Origin of the sequence: Rhodococcus sp. 24CO (assembly GCF_050586165.1) — a bacterium.
Lineage (GTDB): Bacteria > Actinomycetota > Actinomycetes > Mycobacteriales > Mycobacteriaceae > Rhodococcus_F.
In genome coordinates, this window is the sequence record NZ_JAZFNF010000002.1 from 428,696 (window position 1) to 448,287 (window position 19,592).

Genomic DNA, 19,592 nt, shown 5'->3' on the forward strand with positions numbered 1-19,592 from the left:
CCTGCACCGCATAGCCCTGGAAGAGGAAGAGTATGAGCGAGTTACGTTTCGACGATCGTGTTGTTGTCATCACCGGAGCCGGGCGCGGAATCGGGCGAGAGTATGCATTGCTGCTCGGAGCACGGGGTGCAAGCGTGGTGGTCGGTGATATTGGTGCCCGAACGGACGGGTCGGGGCTCGACGGCGACAACCCCGCTGCTGACGTGGCTGCTGAAATTGCTGCTGCCGGGGGACGCGCCGTAGCCTGCACTGCCGACGTATCCACAGAGGAAGGCGCTCGAACTCTTGTCGATGCAGCCATATCCAACTTCGGACGACTGGACGCCGTCATCAACAATGCCGGAATTGTGCGTACCGCTGCTTGGACGGAGGTTCCGGACGAGGAATACCAGCGGCACTTGGATGTTCATTACTTCGGATCGCTTTTTCTGTCGCGTGCAGCCTGGCCTCACCTCGTAGACTCCGGCGCCGGCCGTATTGTGAACACGGTCTCGGGGGCAATGCTGGGCAACTCGATGATGACCCATTACGGCAGTTCCAAGGGGGCCGTGTTCGCGCTGACCCGCAATCTGGCGCTGGAGGGCGCCGAGCACGGGATCAAAGTCAATGCCGTCGCTCCAGGTGCAGGTACCCGGATGGCCGAGGCTTCTGCCGATGGTCTGTCACCGGAGGTTCTCGAATACATGCGCACGGCGCTGCGAGCTGAGCAGGTAGCACCTGTCGGCGCGTACTTGGTTCACGCCGATACCGCGGTAACGGGTGAGGTATTCAACGTGGCAGGCGGCGCAGTGAATCGCATGGCAATTGTCAACACGGTTGGTATTGCCGATCCCGAGTTGTCGATCGAAACGGTTGCAAACCGGTTCGACGAGATCATGGCAGTTACCACCGATGCCGTACCCCAGGTCGTCACCCCGCCGCATGTACCGGCTTCTTGACTCTCTCTGCCTCACATCCTCTTTGGAGATGACATGACTACCGTTGAAGAACCCGTAGCAGACACTACGTATCCGTTTGCCGCGGTCCCGCCCACCGAAGCTGCCGCCCGGTACAAGGCAATCGCAGCCGATCGACCGATGACCAAGGTGACGATGCCGATCGGCGGTGACGTCTGGATCATCCACCGCAACAGCACTGCCCGCGCCATGCTCAGCGATCCTCGGTTCGTGCGTGAGCCTTTCCGCACAGGTGAACGTAAGGTCCCCTACTTCGTGGAGTTCCCGGACTTCCTCAAGACGACCATTCAGTTCGAGGATCCGCCCCAGCACAGTAAGCTCCGTCGGTTGGTTCAGAAGTCCATCTCGCCGAAACGTGTTCGTGGTATGCGTGATTCGGCAGTCGAATTCGCGAACACCCTTATCGACGAGATGGTAGCAAAGGGCTCACCGTCCAACCTCGTCGACGACTACGCCGTTGCGTTGCCCATTCAGATGATCTGCAATCTTCTCGGAGTCCCTCCGGAGGATCGGTCGAAATTCCAGAAGTGGAGTTCCGCGACTCTTGCGGTGGCGAATATGCCCGAGGAAGAGGTCATGACCAACATGGGTGAGCTAATCCAGTACATGATGGCCTTGATCGACGAGCGTCGTCGTGAGCCGCGCGAGGATCTGCTCAGCGATTTGGCCAACGCGCGAGACAAAGACGACAGCCTTACCGACGCTGAAATTATGCCGATCGCATTGATTCTCATTGTCGCCGGCTTCGACAATACGGCCAACTTCATTTGCTCGGGTGTGTACTCGCTTCTGAATAATCCCGACCAGCTCGCCGTCCTACTCGAGGACGTCGACGGCGTTGCGCCGACAGCGGTGGAGGAGATTCTGCGGCACGGACGATTCGAACTCGGTCAAGATATCGCCGGCAGTGGCGGTTTGGTTCCGTTTGTTGCCACCGAGGACATCGAACTCGACGGTCAGCTCGTGGCTGAGGGCGAGGCGATTCTCGTTGATCCTGCAGCGACAGCCCATGACGGGATCGCGGTCGAGGATGGCGAGCGTTTCGATGTCACCCGCGCAGACAATCCGCATTTGACTTTGAGCTACGGCCTGCATCATTGCCTTGGTGCGCCACTTGCGCGAATGGAGATGCAGGTCGGCATCGCCGAGTTGTTCCGGCGCTTGCCTGATATTCGACTCGCGGGCGACGTCGTTGTCGATTTCGACAATCTTGTGCAGCCGATCACGTCTCTCCCGGTCGCCTGGTAGGGGGGCACACATGCCAAAGGTTTTCTACACGCAGGCGGACGGGTCGGAGAAGGTGATCGACGGTGTTGCCGGCGACTCCGTGATGCAGACCGCTGTAAGAAACGGAGTCAGTGGGATTGTCGGACAGTGCGGTGGGGTGCTCTCGTGCGCGACGTGCCACGTTTTCCTTGGCGAGTCGGACATGGACAAGTTTTCCGGGCCAAGTGAAGACGAGGACGACATGCTCGACTGCGCGGCTACGGACCGTGAGGAGACCTCGCGGCTGTCCTGTCAATTGACGCTGCAGGACGGTGTTGATCTGCATTGCACGATTCCCAAGCTTCAACTCTGATTTGTTTGAACATCTATCCGCCTCCCGTATGTGGGGAAGGCGGATAGATGCGTTGGGAAGCTGTTCTTTTGGATGAGTTGTTGTGGAGGCGGAGTAGTGATGATGTCTGATTATTCACGGGATGATTTGTTTATCGGCGGTCGTTGGCTTCCCCCGGCGTCTGGTGATTCACTGATACTGCTCGAGGCGGCAACCGGAAAGCCTTTGGGGGCAGCGCCTTTGGGAGGCTTGGCGGATGTCGATTCGGCGGTGCAGGCAGCGCGCGCGGCTTTCGATTCGGGACCGTGGCCGCGTTTGACCCCCGTAGAGCGTGCACAGGTTCTGCGGCGCTTCGCGGAGGAGTTGTCGGTGCGCGGTGATGCCACGGCGGAGCTGATCAGTCGTGAGAACGGGTCGCCGATAGCAGTGTCGCGCGGGGCTAATACTGCTGTGCCGGTGAGGCTTTTGCACCAGTACGCCGATCTGATCGAATCCGGATGGTTGGAGGAGATCAGACCCAGTGGCCGTGGGGCGACAATTGTTCGGAAGGCACCGGTCGGTGTGGTGGCAGCTATTGTTCCGTGGAATTTTCCGCTGCTGATTGCCGTGGCAAAGATTGCCCCGGCCCTTGCCGCCGGGTGTTCGGTGGTGGTGAAGCCGTCGCCGGAGACGGCGCTGGATGCGTTTGTGCTGGCGGATGCTGCGGAGGCAGCGGGGTTGCCGCCGGGTGTGCTCAATGTTGTACCCGCAGATCGGGCAGTCAGTGCAGCCTTGGTGGCACATCCCGGTGTCGACAAGGTGTCGTTCACCGGTAGTACCGCTGCGGGGCGTCGGCTCGGGGAGTCGTGTGGCCGGCTGGTGCGGCGAGTGACGCTCGAGCTGGGTGGTAAGTCGGCCTCGATCGTGTGTGAGGATGCCGATCTGGATGTCTTTGCGGCAAACCTGAACTCGACGTCGTTCATCAACAACGGGCAGGCATGTGTTCTGCATTCGCGTGTTCTGGCACCCCGATCGCGCTACGAAGAGGTAGTGGCGGTGGTGGAACAGGCCGCTCGTTCGTTGGTTGTCGGTGATCCGTTGAATCCGGAGGTGACCTGTGGACCGATGGTGTCGAGTGGTCATCGAGATCGGGTACTCGGCTATGTCGATGCGGCCAAGGCTTCGGGTGCCCGCGTGGTAACCGGCGGTGGACGCCCGAAGTCGCTTCAGGACGGATGGTTCGTAGAGCCGACAGTCATAGCGGACGTGGACAATTCGAGTGCATTGGCACAGGAGGAGGTATTCGGCCCCGTTGTGGCGGTGATCCCGTATGAGGGGGAGGAGCAAGCTGTTTCGTTGGCGAATGCGAGTGAATTCGGATTGGCCGGCTCGGTGTGGACTCGTGACGAACAGCGGGGGATCGATATTGCGCGTCGTGTCCGTACCGGCACGTTCGGGGTGAATTACTACCAGATGGATCTGGGTTCGCCGTTCGGTGGTTTCAAGTCCAGTGGCATCGGCCGCGAGTTCGGCCCTGAGGGTTTGGCGTCGTTTGTGGAGTATCAGTCGATTTACGTCAGTGCCGATCAGTTGGCGGGGTCGGCGCGCGAAGAAGGAGAGGTCGAATAGTGAAGACTCGTGCGGCGGTGTTGTGGGCTCCGGGAGAGCCGTGGTCGGTGGAGGAGATCGAGCTCGACGAGCCCCAAAACGGTGAGGTGCTGGTCAAGATGACGGCCACGGGGCTATGTCATTCCGACGAGCATATGCGTGACGGCACGAACGTTATGCAGTACCCGTTCATCGGCGGCCACGAAGGTTCAGGTGTGGTGGAGCGTATCGGTGCCGGCGTCACGGACCTGGCCCCAGGTGACCATGTGGTGTTCAGTTTCATTCCGGCGTGTGGGCGTTGTCGCGCATGCGCGAAGGGGATGTCGAGCGTGTGCGACATGGGCGCGCATATCGGTGTCGGCACGCAAATCAGTGACGATACCTCGCGACATCACGTGCGGGGCAAGGATGCTCGCCTGATGTGCATCGTCGGGACGTTTTCCGAGTACACGGTGGTCAATCAGGCCTCATGCGTGAAGATCACCAATGACGTGCCATTGGACAAGGCGGCTTTGGTCGGGTGCGGTGTCACCACAGGGTGGGGTTCGTCGGTGTACGTGGGCAAGGTGACAGCCGGCGATACCGTCGTGGTTCTGGGCATGGGTGGTGTGGGATGTGGTGCCGTGCAGGGCGCGGCTCAGGCTGGTGCGCGTCATGTTGTTGTCGTCGACCCGTCCGAGTTCAAACGCTCGGAGGCGAAGCGCTTCGGTGCAACTCATACGGCGGCCGATATCGAAGAGGCGCAGTCACTTCTCGTTGACCTGACGTGGGGCGCGATGGCGGACGTCGTCGTGATCACGGTAGGCAAGATGTCGAGGGATCTGTTGGCTCCTGCGGTGAATATGTTGGGCAAAGGTGGTGTGTGTGTCCAGGTTTCGATCGGCGATCCGCTCGAGATGACGGTTGATCTGAGTTTGATCGGTCTGACGTCGATGCGGAAGTCGATTTCGGGATCGTGGTACGGCAATGCCAATCCGCGTTCGGATATTCCGCTACTGCTACGGATGTACATGGAGGGAAAGATCCTTCTCGACGAAATGGTCACCAAGACGTACGTGTTGGATGAGATCAACGAGGCGTTCGAGGACATGCGGGCGGCGTCGATCATTCGCGGAATGATCCTGTTCTGACTATGCACTCGGATGAGCGTTCGGCACTGAACAGTTCTGAGACAGTGCGATGACGGCTGTCGTCGACGGGATTCGGGGTCTGCAGGCGAGGACGTTTGCTTCGCTGTCGAATCCTAATTTTCGATTGTTCATGTCGGGGCAGTCGGTCTCGTTGACGGGCAATTGGATGCAGACGATTGCTCAGTCCTGGTTGGTTCTCGAGTTAACCGGTTCCGCGACGGCAATCGGCATCGTGTTGGCGTTGCAAACGATTCCGATGTTGCTGCTCGGGCCGTACGGGGGAGTGATCGCCGATCGGTTCGACAGGCGCACTTTGATGATCGGATTGCAGACGACGTTGGGATTGCTCGCCCTCGTCCTCGGAGTTCTGGTTGTCCTCGACGTCGTCGCTTTGTGGCACGTGTACGTGATTGCCGGTCTGTTCGGTTTGGTGCAGTGCTTCGAGAATCCGGCCAGGCAGGCATTTGTTGCGGAGTTGGTTGGTCACGGAGATCTCCGTAATGCGGTCAGCCTGAACTCGACTGTGGGCAGCGTGGCCAGGGCCGTGGGACCGGCGATCGCCGGCGTGACGATTGCTGCGGGCGGATTGGGGATCTGTTTTCTGTTTAATGCTGTTGGATATGGCGCTGTGGTCATATCGCTTGTGCGATTGGATATCTCGGCTCTAGTCGCTGCGCCTGGTGCCAGCCGGGTCAAGCGTCAGATGAGAGATGGTCTGGCCTATGTGCGGTCCGAGACGAAACTTCTGACGCCACTTCTGATGATGGCCTTGGTGGGATGTTTGACGTACGAATTTCACGTGGTTTTCCCGATTGTCGCCACGCAGACGTTCGGGGCCGACGCGCAGATGTACGGGTTCATGACGACGGCTATGGCGATCGGTGCTGTGATCGGCGGTTTGCTGATGGCTGCGTGGGGCAGGACGGGGGTCACGCCGTTGCTTTCCAGTTGCACGATCTTCGGGTTGGCTCTTGTTGCGGCCGCTGTTTCGCCGGCGTTGTGGATTTTGCTGGCGGTGTTGGTGGCCGTCGGGATGTGCAGTGTTTCGTTTGCGGTGACAGTGAGTAGCTCTCTGCAGCTCGAAGCGGATCCGGCGATGCGAGGGCGGGTCATGTCTTTATGGTCGGCCGCGTTCATCGGGTCCTCGGCGGTCGGCGCGCCAATTGCGGGTTGGGTGTGTCAGGAGTGGGGAGGCAGAGCGGGACTACTGCTCGGTGCCTTCACCTGCTTTGCGGCAACGGCACTCGGGTCGGTGTTGTTCGTGCGTAACCGAGTGACGGCCGCAGGGGTTTCCTGACACGCTGTCGACCCGGCACTCAGCCGTATCGGACCGCCGTCATGTCGGCAGTACTCAGAACGTCGTCGAGGTACTGATCGGTTAGCGCTGCGTACTGCTGCGCGAGGTCCTTGTCGATATCGGCGAATAGGTCGCGCAGGCTGTCGAGTCGAGAGGTACGTATCCTGGCCAGTACGGACGCGCCACTGGCCGTCGTTTCGACAGGACGACTGCGTCTATCTGTTCCTTCGTCAGTTCGAAGGACCAGGTTCTCCGATTCCAGAAATGAAATAGTCCGGGACGCGGAGGCTTGGTCGAGTGCGAGTCGCGAAACGACGTCCGATACGCTCGTCGGCCCGAACCACCCGATGTCTTGAAGAACGAAGTACTGGGACGGACTGAGTGATACGCGTGCTTTGGCGAGGGCGGCATCGAAATCGGCTCGACCGATAAGATAGACAAAATCTGCGATCGCACTCAGACACCTTGCTTCTACGGGGTTTCCGGCGATCTCCGATATCGCAATCCGGGTTCCGCTCTGCTCGGCGACATTCGATTCTGTTCCAGCGGGAACGGGAAGCGTTCTCCGAACTCGGTCGACTGCGCACTCGATCCAGTCGGCAAACGTATTGACCTCTTGGTCCGCCCACGTGTCCAGGGGGCGTCGCATTTCCGTCAACCACGATCTCTGCCACCTGAGCACGACTTGCAATCCGTAGTCGGACAGGAAGTGCACGATACGTCTGCCGTCGTCCGGGGCACGCTCTTTGACCACCAGACCTGCTCGCACCAGGCGTGTCACCTGGCGACTCGATTGTGTGATGTCAACCCGGAGAGTTGCGGCGAGCTCACTCCCTGTGAGCGGGCTGTTCGCGAGAATCTCCAGCGTCTCGATGCCTGAACGAGGAACGGCCACACCGGTAGCCGACTCGAAACGTCGCCGGCTTGCACTGCTGTGTGAGGAGAAGGCAAGAAGGTCGATGTATCGAAGCAGCGCGACGGGAAGGGATGGAGTACGTGACACCGAAGGAATCGTAGTCCGCTTCCCGCTCCAGGGGAGTCACCGAGTGCCGGCGAACCGTGCTGCGACGAGTCCGCCAACCTCCGACATGGCGATTCGAGCGCGTTTTACCGACTGCGTCTGCATGAAGAATCCGTGCGCTACGCCGGGGTAGCGAATGATTGCCGTGGGCACCCCGGCGTCTTGGAGTCGATGGCCGTAATCTTCCACCGCGTCACGCAGCGGATCGGCGTATCCCGATACGACGACCGCGGGCGGCAGGTCCGTGAGGTCGGATGCCAGTGCTGGGACACCGTACTCGTCGTCGCGGCTGGGATCCTCGCCGAGGTACAACGACTTCATCCAGTCGATGTCGGCCGTGCACAGGAAGGGGCTGTCGCCGAACTCGCGCATCGAGGGCCGGTCCTGCCGCCGCTCGAGGCCTGGGTAGATCAGGACTTGTTGTGCGATGTGAGGACCGTGCTCGTTCCTTGACCGAAGCGCTGTCGCGGCAGCCAGGCTCCCGCCGGCGCTGTCTCCGCCTACGCCGATACGGAGTGGATCGATGCCGAAACGATCGGCTTCGCTGTGGGCCCATGCAAGTGCTTCGTAGGCTTCGTCATTCGCGACGGGGTACCGATGTTCCGGTGCAAGCCGATAGTCGACGTTCAGGATCACCGCAGAGGTCGCGGCGGCGATCTCACGCGCGAGCAGATCGAAGGAATCGAGCGAACCCATGATCATGCCGCCGCCATGGAACCAAACGAGTGCGGGCGCTTCCGTCTCAGGTGCGGTGGATGGAATGTATACGCGCACAGGGACTTCGCCGTGTGTTCCAGTGAACGACATCGTCTCGACAGTGTGCATGTCGGGTCCGGGGCCGCGCACAATTGACTCGAGTGCGCGCCGGGATTCCTCGACTCCCCTTTCGTGGGATCGAGGAACATTGTTCCGCTTCATGGTCTCGGCCATCGCCGCGACCTCGGGATCCAGTTGATGATTCGTCCGGCTCGACTTCGAGTGTGGTGTGGCGGACATGGTCATGATTCCTGTGAGCCTCCGTCGAGGAAATATCTACCGAGCATCGGGGTGAAGTGCCAACTACGGTACACCGATCGTCCAGAAAGAATCATAAATTGGATCCAATAACGTATGGTGAGTTCGACGGGTCTTCGACAGACCGGACGAGGAGGGTGCTGTGACCGCCACCGAGATGGCGCCAACTACTGGAAGTGCTGATTCGACGCATCGAGAATTGCGAAACGAAGTTCGCAAATTTCTCGCGGCCGAGATCAGCACCGGGACTTTCATCCCACAATGCGATAGTTGGATGGCTGGCTTCGACCCTGCTTTCAGTGCGCGAGTCGGAGAGCGAGGTTGGCTCGGCATGGTCGTGCCTACTGCCTATGGAGGGCATGGCCGCAGCCCCCTCGAGCGACTGGTCGTGGCAGAGGAGATGCTTGCGCACGGAGCGCCTGTTGCCGCCCATTGGATCGCGGACCGGCAAACGGCACCAAACCTGCTGAAGTTCGGCACCGAGGAGCAGAAGGAACGCTATCTTCCCGGAATTGCCTCCGGTACAACCTTTTTTGCCATCGGTATGAGCGAACCGGATGCCGGGTCCGACTTGGCATCCGTTCGAACCAAGGCCGTCGAGGACGGTGACAGCTGGCGTCTGACCGGAACGAAGGTATGGACCACCGGAGCGCATCTCGCGCACGCCATGATCGTTCTCGCCCGTACAGACACTGACGAGTCGGGCCGCCACGGGGGACTGTCTCAGTTCGTGGTGGACCTGCCGAATCCGAACATCGAGATTCGCCCGATCCGGAGCATCGACGGAGCTGCGCATTTCAACGAAGTCATCTTCCACGATGCGAAGATTCCGCGCTCGGCACTACTCGGAACACGGGCCGACGGCTGGCTGCAGGTGATGAGTGAACTCGCGTTCGAACGGTCGGGGCCGGAGCGATATCTGAGCACGATGCCGTTGCTGCGGGCGTGGGCGGAAAGGCTACGGGCACAGGGAGCTACGCCAGAACAACGCGTGGCTTTGGGCATGCTCACATCCCGAGCGTGGACATTGCGCAGGATGTCGCTGATCGTCGCCTCGGAACTGGCGGCAGGACGGTCGCCCGACGTCATGGCTGCGATGGTCAAGGATCTGGGTTCGACGTTCGAGGGAGATCTCGTCGACGTCGTCCGGCGATCGAGTGGCGTTGCCGCGCGTCTGCACACTGAAGATCCGTTTGCGGAATTGCTTGCGCACAGCCTTTTGCACACACCAGCGTTCACCCTCCGCGGCGGAACCAACGAAATCCTGCGCTCCATCATCGGACGCGGAATGGGGCTCAGATGAGTGAATATCGAGCGGAGCTCGTCGACGCCGCGAATGCGATGATCGACCGCGCCGGCCCAAGCCACGAGGTGCCCCTCCAGCATGCGGACGACGCAGTATGGCGGGCGTTGCAGGACGCCGGTTTCACCACGCTCGGAGTGCCGGAAGAATCGGGTGGAAGCGGCGGAAGCCTTTCCGACGCGCTCGAAATCGTGAGTGTCCTCTCTCGTCGCGGTGCCGCAACACCGATCGTGGAGCACGGTGTGTTGGCCGCCTGGATTGCTGCCGAAGCCGGTTTGAGTCTCGGCGACGACATTGCAACGGTATCGACGAAGGGCGAAATCGCTGTGCGTGACGATGGCGCCGGCGGCCTGATTCTCGACGGCCGACTCGAGGCAGTCGTGTGGGGTGAACTGGCGCGAACTGTTGTTGTCGTGATCCCACGCGAGCCGACCTGCCATGTTGCGCTGGTATCCACGGACCACGCATCGGTCACGGTGTTGCCCGGGACAGATACGACCGGAATTCCGGTGAACGACATAATGCTCACAGGAACGCCGGTTACCCGCCACGGCTGCGCCGAGAACGTAGTTCGAGACGATGTGATCCGACGCGGTGCGTTGGCGTACACGACTGCGTCGGCGGCGGCCGCACGCGCGGTTTGTGATGCGACCGTCCGATACGCCGGTGAACGAACTCAGTTCGGCCGACCCTTGGCGAAGTTTCAGGCTGTGCAACAGCGCCTGGCCCAGTTGGCAAGCGTTACGAAGGCTGTCGAGACCGCAGCAGCGACGGCCCGCGCATCAGTTGACGCCGGCGCGCCGTCGTCGGCAGTGGACGTAGCTGCCGCGGCCACTTTCGTGTTTGCATCGGCGCGTGAGATCGGGGCTGCCGGACACCAAATCCACGGTGCCATTGGATTTACCTCCGAACATGCGCTCGGTCGTTCGACCACGTCGCTCTGGGCGTGGCGTGAGAGATGGGAATCAGAGGAGTACTGGGCCGATCAGGTGGCCTCTCGGGTGCTCGATCAGGGGTTTGATCTGTGGGACGTAGTTACCGGTTTCGAACCGGGTAGGGACATCGTGAAGGGAGAGATCAGCGCATGAGTGTGTTCACGTCGTCGAGCGAAGCCAATGCCGTCACACCACCCGTCGTGATCGACGGTCGAGCTGCGTGGCGGTCGGCAGATCGTGACGGCGTCCTTTCCGGGTTGCGTGTTCTGGATCTGAGCCGGGTTCTGGCGGGGCCGTACGCAGCTCAGATGCTTGCGGATCACGGCGCGGACGTGCTCAAGGTAGAGGCTCCCAGCGGAGACGAAACCCGGGGTTGGGGGCCCCCGTTCGACGAGGACGGAATCAGTGCTTACTACGGCGGCATGAACCACAGTAAGGACAACATCTGCCTCGACCTGCGAACCGAACAGGGGCGTGAGGTACTCGGGCATCTCCTGAGAGCTGCCGACGTTGTGGTCGAGAATTTCAAGGCCGGGACGCTCGCTGCATGGGGATTCGACTACGAGTCGGTGCTCGCCCCGGCGAACCCGGGCATGATCTATTGCAGGATAACGGGATTCGGTGTCGATGGACCGATGGGCGGTCTGCCCGGTTACGACGCAGTGCTGCAATCCTTCGGTGGGTTGATGAGCGTCAACGGGTATCCGGAGGGCAATCCGCTTCGAGTTGGTGTTCCGATCGTCGACATCGTGGCAGCGAACTTGGCGTTCAGCGGAGTTCTGCTAGCCGTCCTCGATCGGACGAGGACCGGGAACGGACAACTGGTCGACATTGCACTTCTCGACGCGGTGATCTCGATTCTTCATCCCCACGCCGCGAATTGGACGGTCAGTGGTGTTGTGCCCCAGCGGACCGGCGAGCTCCATCCGACCGTCGTGCCCTATCAGGTCTTTGCTACAGGTGACGGTGATTTCTTCATCAGTGCAGCAAATGACAGGCAGTTCGCCTCGCTTGCAGCGGTTCTCGGTGTTCCCGAGATCGTTACGGATCCTCGCTTCGTTGCCAATCGTGACCGCCATAAACACCGCGAGGAGTTAATTGCGCTGATCGCGCCTCTGATCGAGACCTGGCGACGCGAGGAGTTGGGTGCCCGGCTCACCGAAGCTGGTGTTCCGTGCAGTCCGGTAAACACAGTGGCGCAGGCGCTGCAGTCACCTCAAGTGCGCCATCGTGAGCTATTTGTCGAACGTGACGGATACCGGGGAATCGGTGTTCCTATCTCGCTGGGCAATGCGAAGACGGCCGCTCAGACTCCGGCGGTGAAGTGTGGCGCTCACACCGTCGAGGTTCTGGCGGCCATGGGATACGACGCGGAGTCGATAGACACTCTCGCTTAGCGGCGGCGAGACGCGACCGAGAGGCAAGGGCAGGAGACAGCGGTGATGCAACAATGGTGTATCCGAGATCGGTGCCGATCGCCGCGCTGAGCATCGGAACCGTCGAGAAAAATGTCCTAGAGGAGAAATTCGTGTCCCCCAGATCGAAAGCGCGCCAGCTCGAGACCGAGTCGTCGTCGACCGGCGGAGTAGTAGCTCAGGGGCGATCGGTCTCGGAGCAGGCAGCATCTCGGGTCGTTGCGGAAATCGAGCGAATGATCATCACCGGGGAACTGCTGCCGGGACAACAGATTCGGCAGGAAACCATGGCAGAACGCCTGGGCGTCAGCCGACTGCCGATCCGGGAAGGACTGCGGCAACTCACCTCGGAGGGCCTTGTCCGGCACGTACACAATGTCGGGTACGCCGTAGCGCGGCTGGAAAAGTCGGAGTTCGATCAGATCTACCTCATGCGGGCTGCACTCGAGAAGGAAGTGCTTCTGTCGCTACCGGTTTTCGACGATGCGGCTCTGGCGGAAGTCAAAGATTTGGCCGTCGAAGTGGCTGCAGCGGCCGATTCGGAGGATTACCTACTGATGCGTATGCGAAATCGGGAGTTTCATTTCGCGATGTTCGATCGGTCGCCGCTGCAATTGATCGTTTCGGAATTGCGCCGATTGTGGACGCTGGCCATGCCCTATCACGCCGTGTACCTGTACGACCCTGAAGGGCGCGCTCGAGTGGTGCGCGAGCACGACGAAATGATCGCAGCGTTGTCGGTGGGTGACAACGAGCAACTTGTGAATCTGATGAATTTGCACCGACACGGTGGCGAAGCCAGTACCAGTCTGATGCTTCGCGCTGGTGGAGCGACGCGGCCGGCGCACTGACCTACCGTTCTGCCCCATTCGGTGGAATGGAGAGAACGGGTCCATCTGCATCTTTTGCTGGATCCAATTTCCTAAACCAATAACGATAGAGAAGGCATATGAACGAATCGACCGACCAAGCTGCTGTGGAAACATTCGACCAGGAACCTGTTGCGCTTGACCGTGAGACTCTCGCCAGGAACCTGCAGGATGCGGATCCGGCGATCCTGCTGTTATGCGCTGCACACGCGACCGGTGATCTGACACTTCTCGATCGATACGCGTCGTCGATCAGCCGTCGGCCGGGAGAGGGGCGCAATGCGCTGCCTGTGGTCACGATGGAAGCAGGTGCTCGTGCATCGGTAACGGATCTTCTACTAGGAGCGCTTGGCGCTGCGCCGATCGTCCCGGAACTGCTTGTCGGAGACCTCGCCGTGTTCGCACGCATGGTCGAGATCGCAGTGGGCGAGAAAGTGTCGCCCGAATTTCTGCCTCTGCTGTTGGAACAGAGCGGCTTTGTTCCGTCGCAATCGGTTGTACCGCGAACCAAGTCTCCGAAGCCGGGCATGCGAATCGCTGTCCTCGGTGCGGGCATGGCCGGTATCGCTGCGGGAATCATGGCGGAGCGCTTCGGCTACGAATACGAGATTTTCGAACAGAGCAACGACATCGGGGGCACGTGGCGAATGAACACGTACCCCGGAGTGGCTGTGGATACTCCCAGTCTGTACTACTCGTATTCGTTCGATCTGAATGCAGACTGGACTCGGTACTACCCCGTGGGCAACGAGTACCAGCAGTATCTGCGACGGGTCGTGGAATCGCACGGCATCAAGGAGCACATCAGTTTCGACACCGAGGTCACCGGACTTCGATGGATCGAACGAGATTCGGAGTGGGAGTTATCGATTCGTGCCGTCGATGGCACGATGCAAACCTCGCGGGCGACCATCGTCATCACTGCTTTCGGATTCTTGAACCGCCCGAAGTTTCCGGAGGTCTCCGGAATCGAAGACTTCGAGGGCATCTCCATGCACACTGCCCAGTGGAAAGATGCAGATCTCCAAGGCAAGCGAGTCGCAGTAATCGGTGCGGGAGCTACCGCGGTGCAGGTGGTAGGAGAGATCGCAGACTCCGTTTCCGATCTGACTCTCTTTCAAAGGCAACCACATTGGGTGATGCCGGGTGCTCCGGGTTCGGGCGTCGTGCCGGACACCGAGCGCTGGCTCCTCGCGCGGTTGCCGTTCTACAACCAGTGGTTTCGACTCAAGACCTATTGGGGTCTGAGCGACAACCTGTACGACAACATCCGTGCAGATCCGGAGTGGGCGAAGAACAACGTGTCTATTTCGGCCGCGAACGATCGAGTGATGCAAACAGGGCTTGCCTACCTACACAGTATGTTTGCCGATCGGCCGGATCTTCTGGCCGAGCTCACCCCCGATTACGCGCCGGCCGGCAAGCGGTTGATCCGGGATCCCGGCAATTTCTATGCCTCGCTTAAACTTCCGCATGTCAGCCTGACGAGTGAGCGCATCGAGAAGATTGTTCCGAGTGGGGTGGTTACTGCCGACGGCCGGACACATGAAGTGGATGTCATCATTTACGCCACGGGTTTCACACTCGATTTTCTGTCTCCGATGGATATCGTCGGGCGTGAGGGTCGTGTTCTGAATGACGAGTGGCGGGGCGATGATTCGTTCGCTTACCTTGGCGGCACAGTCCCCGGCTTCCCGAACCTTTTCGTGACATCGGCCCCGAATACCAGTCCCGGACACGGCGGCGGGCACAATTTTCCTACGGAATCCGTCCTGCACTACATCTTCGAATGCCTGCAGATTCTCGTGGAAAACGGCGGTAATTCCATCGAAGTGAGTGCCGAGGCAACGGTGGAGTACAACGCCAGAGTCGCAGCGCAACTGGAGAACACGGTGTGGACTATCGCAACCGGCGCACATACCTACTACCGCAATCGGGCTGGACGTGTGATCCTCCCAAGCCCTTGGCGAATGGTGGACTTCTGGACGATGCTGCGCGAGCCTGATTTGTCGGCGTTCACGATCCGTTGACCTTGTGAGCTTCATGTCAAAGCGGGGTTTCCTGCCCGCAGTATTGGATCCAATAATTTGTCCAGACAGTTGACTTTTGTCATATAAAGTTGTGGACTGGATCACACGTCGTCGACGCGGCGTCGTGTCTATCGAGAGGAGAAACCTTCGTGTTCAGCTTGGAAGGTCGGGTTGCACTTGTGACCGGCGCAGGTCAGAGCGTCGGAGCGGGGATTGCCACGGTGCTTGCTCGCCAGGGTGCAGCCGTAATCGTGAACGATCTGTTTGCCGATCGTGCAGAAAAAGTGGCGGCTGCTATCGAGGAAGAGGGTGGTCGAGCGATCGCTTCCGCGTTCGACGTCACCGACTACGACGCGGTTGTCGAGCATGTGCGGGCTGCGGAGACGCTGTTCGGGCGGCATGTGGACGTGCTCGTGAATAATGCCGGAATTGCCGAGGGGCGTTTCAACCTTCCGTTCCGGCAGCTCACGCCGGAGCAATGGCGTGCGCCGATCGATCTCAATATCTTCGGTGCTTTCAATTGTGTCCAGGTGGTTCTCGAGGGCATGTGTGACGCCGGCTGGGGTCGTGTCGTCCAGATCTCGTCCGGATCTGCTCGTACCGGCCAGAATATCGGTGTCTCGATGTACGCGACGGGAAAGAGTGGTGTCGAGGGCTTTATTCGCCACCTTGCTGCAGAGACTGGCCAATTCGGCGTCACTGCAAACATTCTGGCGTTAGGGCATCAGAAGAATCTCGAGGAGAAGATGCCCGAGGAGATGATCAACGACATCATCGCAACCATACCGATCCGGCGTCTGGGGGATGCCATCGAAGTAGGCGCGGCATGCGCTTACCTGGCGTCCGATGAGTCCGGGGGCATGACAGGGCAGACCATTGACTTCAACGGTGGCTCTCAGACCAGGTAGATCTCTCGTTCCGCTCGAGATCCGGATGTGTCGTGTCCAGTCGAGATGGTCGCAGCATCCGATTACTCTCCCGTTCTTCGGGAACGCGCCATCTGTGGGCCGGTTTTCGTTGAGAGGCTGATCACATTCACCTTCGGGGCGCTTTACGATCGAAATGCAGGAGGTTTCACATGAGCTCTACCGCAACGGATTCCGAAGAGGTAAGAACAATCGAGGCGGGAGCGCCTCCGGTCCGGTTTGCCCGTGGTTGGCACTGTCTAGGGTTGCTACGCGATTTCAAGGACGGGAAGCCGCACCAGATCTCCGCGTTCGGAACGGAGCTGGTTGTTTTCGCGGGGGAAAACGGAAAAGTCAACGTACTCAATGCCTTCTGCCCACACATGGGAGGAAATCTGGCACTCGGTGAGGTGAAAGGTGACACGATCGCCTGTCCGTTCCACGATTGGCGTTGGCGGGGTGATGGCAAGTGTGCCGAAATCCCCTACGCGCGGCGTGTTCCTCCCCTTGCACGAACGAAGTCGTGGACAACTCTCGAGCGCAATGGACAGCTGTACGTCTGGCACGACCCGCAGGGTAGTAAACCGACCGAAGAAGTCACCATTCCCGAAATTGCGGTCTACGGAGATCCGGAATGGACCGACTGGACTTGGAAAACGCTGAAGGTCGAAGGGTCGAACTGTCGAGAGATCGTCGACAATGTCGTGGACATGGCTCACTTCTTCTACGTCCATTATGGGATGCCGCAATACTTCCGGAATGTCTTCGAAGGTCACGTCGCAACCCAAGTTATGCGATCGAAGCCACGAGCTGACGCTGTCGACGCAAGCATCGGAAGCAACTATGATCGCGAAAGTGCATCAGATGCATCATATTTCGGGCCTTCGTACATGATTGACAAATTGTGGACCGAATCCCTCGAAGATGACCCGAACATCATCCTGATCAACTGCCATTACCCGATTTCTCCGACCTCATTCGTTCTGCAATACGGCGTCATCGTCAAGAAGCCGGAGGGCGTGTCGGATGAGGTGGCCGCAGAGATCGCGGACACGATTGCCGGCGGCGTCGCAATAGGTTTCGAGCAGGACATCGAGATTTGGAAGAACAAGTCTCCCATCGATAATCCTCTTCTGTCGGAAGAGGATGGGCCGGTATACCAATTGCGCCGTTGGTACCAGCAATTCTACGTGGATGTCGAAAACATCGAACCGGAAATGGTCAATCGCTTCGAGTACGAGATCGATACCGAAAGAGCTTTGACGAGTTGGCAGGAAGAGATCGATGCCAACCTAGCTGCCGGACGTAGCGCGATTCCGGCGCCCGCGTCCTGAATCCCGACACATTTCGAAAATCTTCAGGAGAAGCACTGTGAGCCATCAAGTTCTTGACAACATCGTCGCTCTCGCAGACGACCTGCGTGCTCGCGCAGAAGAAGCAGAGTCACTAGGTCGACTGCCCGACGACATGGCGAAGGGTCTCAAGAGCTCTGGGATCATCCGCATGCTCGCACGCAAGGAGTACGACGGGTTCGAAGCACATCCCCGAGACTTTTCCGAAGCGGTGATGAAGACTGCCAGCGTGTACGGTTCGGCGGGCTGGGTGGCCGGCATCGTCGGCGTGCATCCGTGGCAGTTGGCTATGGCGGATCCCAAGGTTCAGCAGGAAGTGCTGGGTTCGGACAGTGACACGTGGCAGGCATCGCCGTACATGCCGGGTGGCGTCGCGACCCCGGTTGACGGCGGTTACATCGTGTCCGGTCGCTGGCAGTTTTCTTCCGGTACCGACCACTGTGACTGGATCTTCCTCGGAGCGATGATCGGCGACAAGAACGGTGCGCCGCTCATGCCACCGCAGGGGCTGCATGTCATTCTGCCTCGATCCGACTACGAAATAGTCGAGGACAGTTGGGATGTCGTTGGCCTGCGCGGTACCGGAAGTAAGGACATCATTGTCACAAACCAATTGATTCCGAGCTACCGAGTAATGGACGCGGGTAAGGTCATCGACGGTACCGCTGCGCAGGAGTACGGCGTTACCGAGACGCTGTACAAGATGCCCTGGTCGACGATGTTCCCGCTTGGGATTACCTCCGCCACTATCGGGATCGCGGAAGGTGTTCTCGCAGCCGGGATCGCCTATCAGCGTGAGCGGGTCGGGGCAACGGGCGCAGCGATCAAGGATGATCCATACACCTTGCACGCCCTCGGTGAGGCTGCATCGGAAATCGACGCATCGCGGCAGCAGTTGTTGAGTCAAGTCGACCGCATATTCGACAAGGTTGATGCAGGGCAAACGATTTCATTCGAGGAACGAGCACTTGTGCGGCGGAACCAGACTCGCGCGGCCTGGCGTGCCGTGCGTGCTGCCGACGAGATTTTCGACCGATCAGGCGGCAATGCACTTCGGAACGACAATCCGCTGCAACGATTCTGGCGAGATGCGCATGCGGGTCTGCACCACGCTATTCACGTGTCGAGTATTCCGTACCACTCGTCGGCGCTCAGTTCACTCGGGGCAGAGCCGCAGGGAACACTACGCATCATGATCTGAGCGTCGATGTTATTCCTGCGCAGTATCATTCAAAGTCAGTGAGGAAATATGAGCGAGATCAAGGCCCTGGGGTATGTCAGGGTGGACGCAACCGACATCGACAGATGGCGGGAGTTGGCCTTCGACGTATTGGGATTCGCCGAAGGATCCGGCCCCGAAGATGGAGCGCTACACCTACGGATGGATGAGCGTGGTGCGCGTCTGGTGATCGCACCGGCTGCGATCGACCGGGTGACGGCCGTCGGATGGGAGGTTCGTGATCAGTTGGCGCTTGCGCGACTGCGCGAGCGACTCGAGGGTTTGGGGCACGTAGTCAAGCCGATGTCCCTCGAAGAAGCCGATGCCCGTGGTGTCGAGGAGGCATTCTCGATGGACGATCCGGGCGGAACACCGTTGGAGTTCTTCCACGGGCCGGTGCTTGATCACAGCCCTGTACTGACCGGCTACGGTCAGAAGTTCGTTACGGGTGATCAGGGCTTGGGTCACGTCGTCGTGCCGAGCCCGAATTTCGACGAAACGTATCGCTTTTACACCGAGACACTGGAATTCCTGCCCCGAGGCGCTTTCCGAATGCCGGCTCCGCCGGAGTACGGTCCCATGCGCATCCGGTTCCTCGGAGTGAATCAGCGTCACCACAGTCTTGCTCTGATGCCTGTTCCAGAAGGCAAAGACCCAGGCTTGGTGCATGTGATGGTCGAGGTCGAGGATCTGGACACGGTTGGACGTGCGTTGGACCAGGTGATGAAACGGGACTTCCCTGTTTCGTCGACACTGGGCCGACACACAAACGACAAGATGATCTCGTTCTACGTCCGGGTTCCGGGTGGCTGGGACATCGAGTTCGGTACCGAGGGAGCCCTGGTCGACGAGAGTTATTACACGTCGGAAGAAATCACTGCGGACAGCTATTGGGGCCACGAGTGGTTGTGGGCCAAGGAGATGGCTGCAAACGCGGCAGAGTGAGCTTACGAGTCCCGTTCGGGTGTTTATGTTTTCGCCCGAACGGGGCTTTTCTCTAC

The 19,592-nt window shown here is 59.7% G+C and carries 17 protein-coding genes; 15 read left to right on the forward strand and 2 right to left on the reverse strand.

What is annotated here, in order from left to right:
* The first annotated feature begins 32 nt into the window (after positions 1-32).
* From V2B23_RS06235 to V2B23_RS06260, 6 genes are all read left to right on the forward strand, one after another.
* Entirely contained in the window at positions 33-938 is a 906-nt protein-coding gene (locus tag V2B23_RS06235) for an SDR family NAD(P)-dependent oxidoreductase (protein ID WP_430949545.1), read from the forward strand.
* Between the two features lie 33 nt (positions 939-971).
* Positions 972-2,204 (forward strand): cytochrome P450, encoded by a 1,233-nt coding sequence (locus V2B23_RS06240; protein WP_172937571.1) that lies wholly within the window; start codon positions 972-974, stop codon positions 2,202-2,204.
* Positions 2,205-2,214: 10 nt separating this feature from the next.
* Positions 2,215-2,535, forward strand: coding sequence for a 2Fe-2S iron-sulfur cluster-binding protein (locus V2B23_RS06245; RefSeq protein WP_430949546.1), 321 nt, complete (start codon positions 2,215-2,217; stop codon positions 2,533-2,535).
* Positions 2,536-2,637: 102 nt separating this feature from the next.
* Entirely contained in the window at positions 2,638-4,122 is a 1,485-nt protein-coding gene (locus V2B23_RS06250) for an aldehyde dehydrogenase (protein ID WP_430949547.1), read from the forward strand.
* The gene (locus tag V2B23_RS06255; protein WP_430949548.1) at positions 4,122-5,231 is read left to right on the forward strand and encodes an NDMA-dependent alcohol dehydrogenase; all 1,110 of its coding nucleotides are present in this window, start codon (positions 4,122-4,124) and stop codon (positions 5,229-5,231) included. The genes V2B23_RS06250 and V2B23_RS06255 overlap by 1 nt, the downstream gene beginning before the upstream one ends.
* A gap of 49 nt (positions 5,232-5,280) precedes the next feature.
* Complete coding sequence (locus V2B23_RS06260; protein WP_430949549.1) at positions 5,281-6,528, forward strand: MFS transporter; 1,248 nt, start codon at positions 5,281-5,283, stop codon at positions 6,526-6,528.
* Positions 6,529-6,547: 19 nt separating this feature from the next.
* Here V2B23_RS06260 and V2B23_RS06265 read toward each other — a convergent pair whose 3' ends face one another.
* On the reverse strand, positions 6,548-7,531 hold the full coding sequence (locus V2B23_RS06265; protein WP_430949550.1) for a MarR family winged helix-turn-helix transcriptional regulator: 984 nt from the start codon (positions 7,529-7,531) through the stop codon (positions 6,548-6,550).
* A 36-nt stretch (positions 7,532-7,567) separates the two neighbouring features.
* Positions 7,568-8,545: an alpha/beta hydrolase gene (locus V2B23_RS06270; protein WP_430949551.1), complete on the reverse strand. Its 978-nt coding sequence runs from the start codon at positions 8,543-8,545 to the stop codon at positions 7,568-7,570.
* Between the two features lie 175 nt (positions 8,546-8,720).
* On the opposite strand from V2B23_RS06270, the gene V2B23_RS06275 reads away from it, so the two are divergent.
* The 9 genes from V2B23_RS06275 (at position 8,721) to V2B23_RS06315 (ending at position 19,536) form a co-directional block, all read left to right on the forward strand.
* Entirely contained in the window at positions 8,721-9,866 is a 1,146-nt protein-coding gene (locus tag V2B23_RS06275) for an acyl-CoA dehydrogenase family protein (protein WP_430949744.1), read from the forward strand.
* A complete protein-coding gene (locus V2B23_RS06280; RefSeq protein ID WP_430949552.1) occupies positions 9,863-10,954 on the forward strand; it encodes an acyl-CoA dehydrogenase family protein in 1,092 nt (363 codons plus the stop codon). The genes V2B23_RS06275 and V2B23_RS06280 overlap by 4 nt, the downstream gene beginning before the upstream one ends.
* Complete coding sequence (locus tag V2B23_RS06285; protein ID WP_430949553.1) at positions 10,951-12,198, forward strand: CaiB/BaiF CoA transferase family protein; 1,248 nt, start codon at positions 10,951-10,953, stop codon at positions 12,196-12,198. The genes V2B23_RS06280 and V2B23_RS06285 overlap by 4 nt, the downstream gene beginning before the upstream one ends.
* A 131-nt stretch (positions 12,199-12,329) precedes the next feature.
* Entirely contained in the window at positions 12,330-13,067 is a 738-nt protein-coding gene (locus V2B23_RS06290) for a GntR family transcriptional regulator (RefSeq protein ID WP_045066737.1), read from the forward strand.
* A gap of 98 nt (positions 13,068-13,165) precedes the next feature.
* Positions 13,166-15,115 carry a flavin-containing monooxygenase gene (locus V2B23_RS06295; RefSeq protein WP_430949554.1) on the forward strand — a complete coding sequence of 650 codons (1,950 nt, stop codon included), beginning with the start codon at positions 13,166-13,168 and terminating at the stop codon, positions 15,113-15,115.
* Between the two features lie 149 nt (positions 15,116-15,264).
* Entirely contained in the window at positions 15,265-16,023 is a 759-nt protein-coding gene (locus tag V2B23_RS06300) for an SDR family NAD(P)-dependent oxidoreductase (protein WP_430949555.1), read from the forward strand.
* 170 nt (positions 16,024-16,193) lie between these two features.
* The gene (locus tag V2B23_RS06305; RefSeq protein ID WP_430949556.1) at positions 16,194-17,354 is read left to right on the forward strand and encodes a Rieske 2Fe-2S domain-containing protein; all 1,161 of its coding nucleotides are present in this window, start codon (positions 16,194-16,196) and stop codon (positions 17,352-17,354) included.
* 37 nt (positions 17,355-17,391) lie between these two features.
* The gene (locus tag V2B23_RS06310) at positions 17,392-18,573 is read left to right on the forward strand and encodes an acyl-CoA dehydrogenase family protein (RefSeq protein ID WP_430949557.1); all 1,182 of its coding nucleotides are present in this window, start codon (positions 17,392-17,394) and stop codon (positions 18,571-18,573) included.
* A gap of 48 nt (positions 18,574-18,621) precedes the next feature.
* Positions 18,622-19,536: a VOC family protein gene (locus V2B23_RS06315; protein ID WP_430949558.1), complete on the forward strand. Its 915-nt coding sequence runs from the start codon at positions 18,622-18,624 to the stop codon at positions 19,534-19,536.
* The last annotated feature ends 56 nt before the right edge of the window (positions 19,537-19,592 follow it).

Excerpts from the sequence above, each read along its gene's own strand:
- V2B23_RS06280 (WP_430949552.1), top strand. The coding sequence starts at position 9,863 with ATGAGTGAATATCGAGCGGAGCTCGTCGACGCCGCGAATGCGATGATC.
- V2B23_RS06245 (WP_430949546.1), top strand. The coding sequence starts at position 2,215 with ATGCCAAAGGTTTTCTACACGCAGGCGGACGGGTCGGAGAAGGTGATC.
- V2B23_RS06285 (WP_430949553.1), top strand. The coding sequence starts at position 10,951 with ATGAGTGTGTTCACGTCGTCGAGCGAAGCCAATGCCGTCACACCACCC.
- V2B23_RS06295 (WP_430949554.1), top strand. The coding sequence starts at position 13,166 with ATGAACGAATCGACCGACCAAGCTGCTGTGGAAACATTCGACCAGGAA.
- V2B23_RS06305 (WP_430949556.1), top strand. The coding sequence starts at position 16,194 with ATGAGCTCTACCGCAACGGATTCCGAAGAGGTAAGAACAATCGAGGCG.
- V2B23_RS06260 (WP_430949549.1), top strand. The coding sequence starts at position 5,281 with ATGACGGCTGTCGTCGACGGGATTCGGGGTCTGCAGGCGAGGACGTTT.
- V2B23_RS06315 (WP_430949558.1), top strand. The coding sequence starts at position 18,622 with ATGAGCGAGATCAAGGCCCTGGGGTATGTCAGGGTGGACGCAACCGAC.
- V2B23_RS06275 (WP_430949744.1), top strand. The coding sequence starts at position 8,721 with ATGGCGCCAACTACTGGAAGTGCTGATTCGACGCATCGAGAATTGCGA.
- V2B23_RS06240 (WP_172937571.1), top strand. The coding sequence starts at position 972 with ATGACTACCGTTGAAGAACCCGTAGCAGACACTACGTATCCGTTTGCC.
- V2B23_RS06270 (WP_430949551.1), bottom strand. The coding sequence starts at position 8,545 with ATGTCCGCCACACCACACTCGAAGTCGAGCCGGACGAATCATCAACTG.
- V2B23_RS06250 (WP_430949547.1), top strand. The coding sequence starts at position 2,638 with ATGTCTGATTATTCACGGGATGATTTGTTTATCGGCGGTCGTTGGCTT.
- V2B23_RS06235 (WP_430949545.1), top strand. The coding sequence starts at position 33 with ATGAGCGAGTTACGTTTCGACGATCGTGTTGTTGTCATCACCGGAGCC.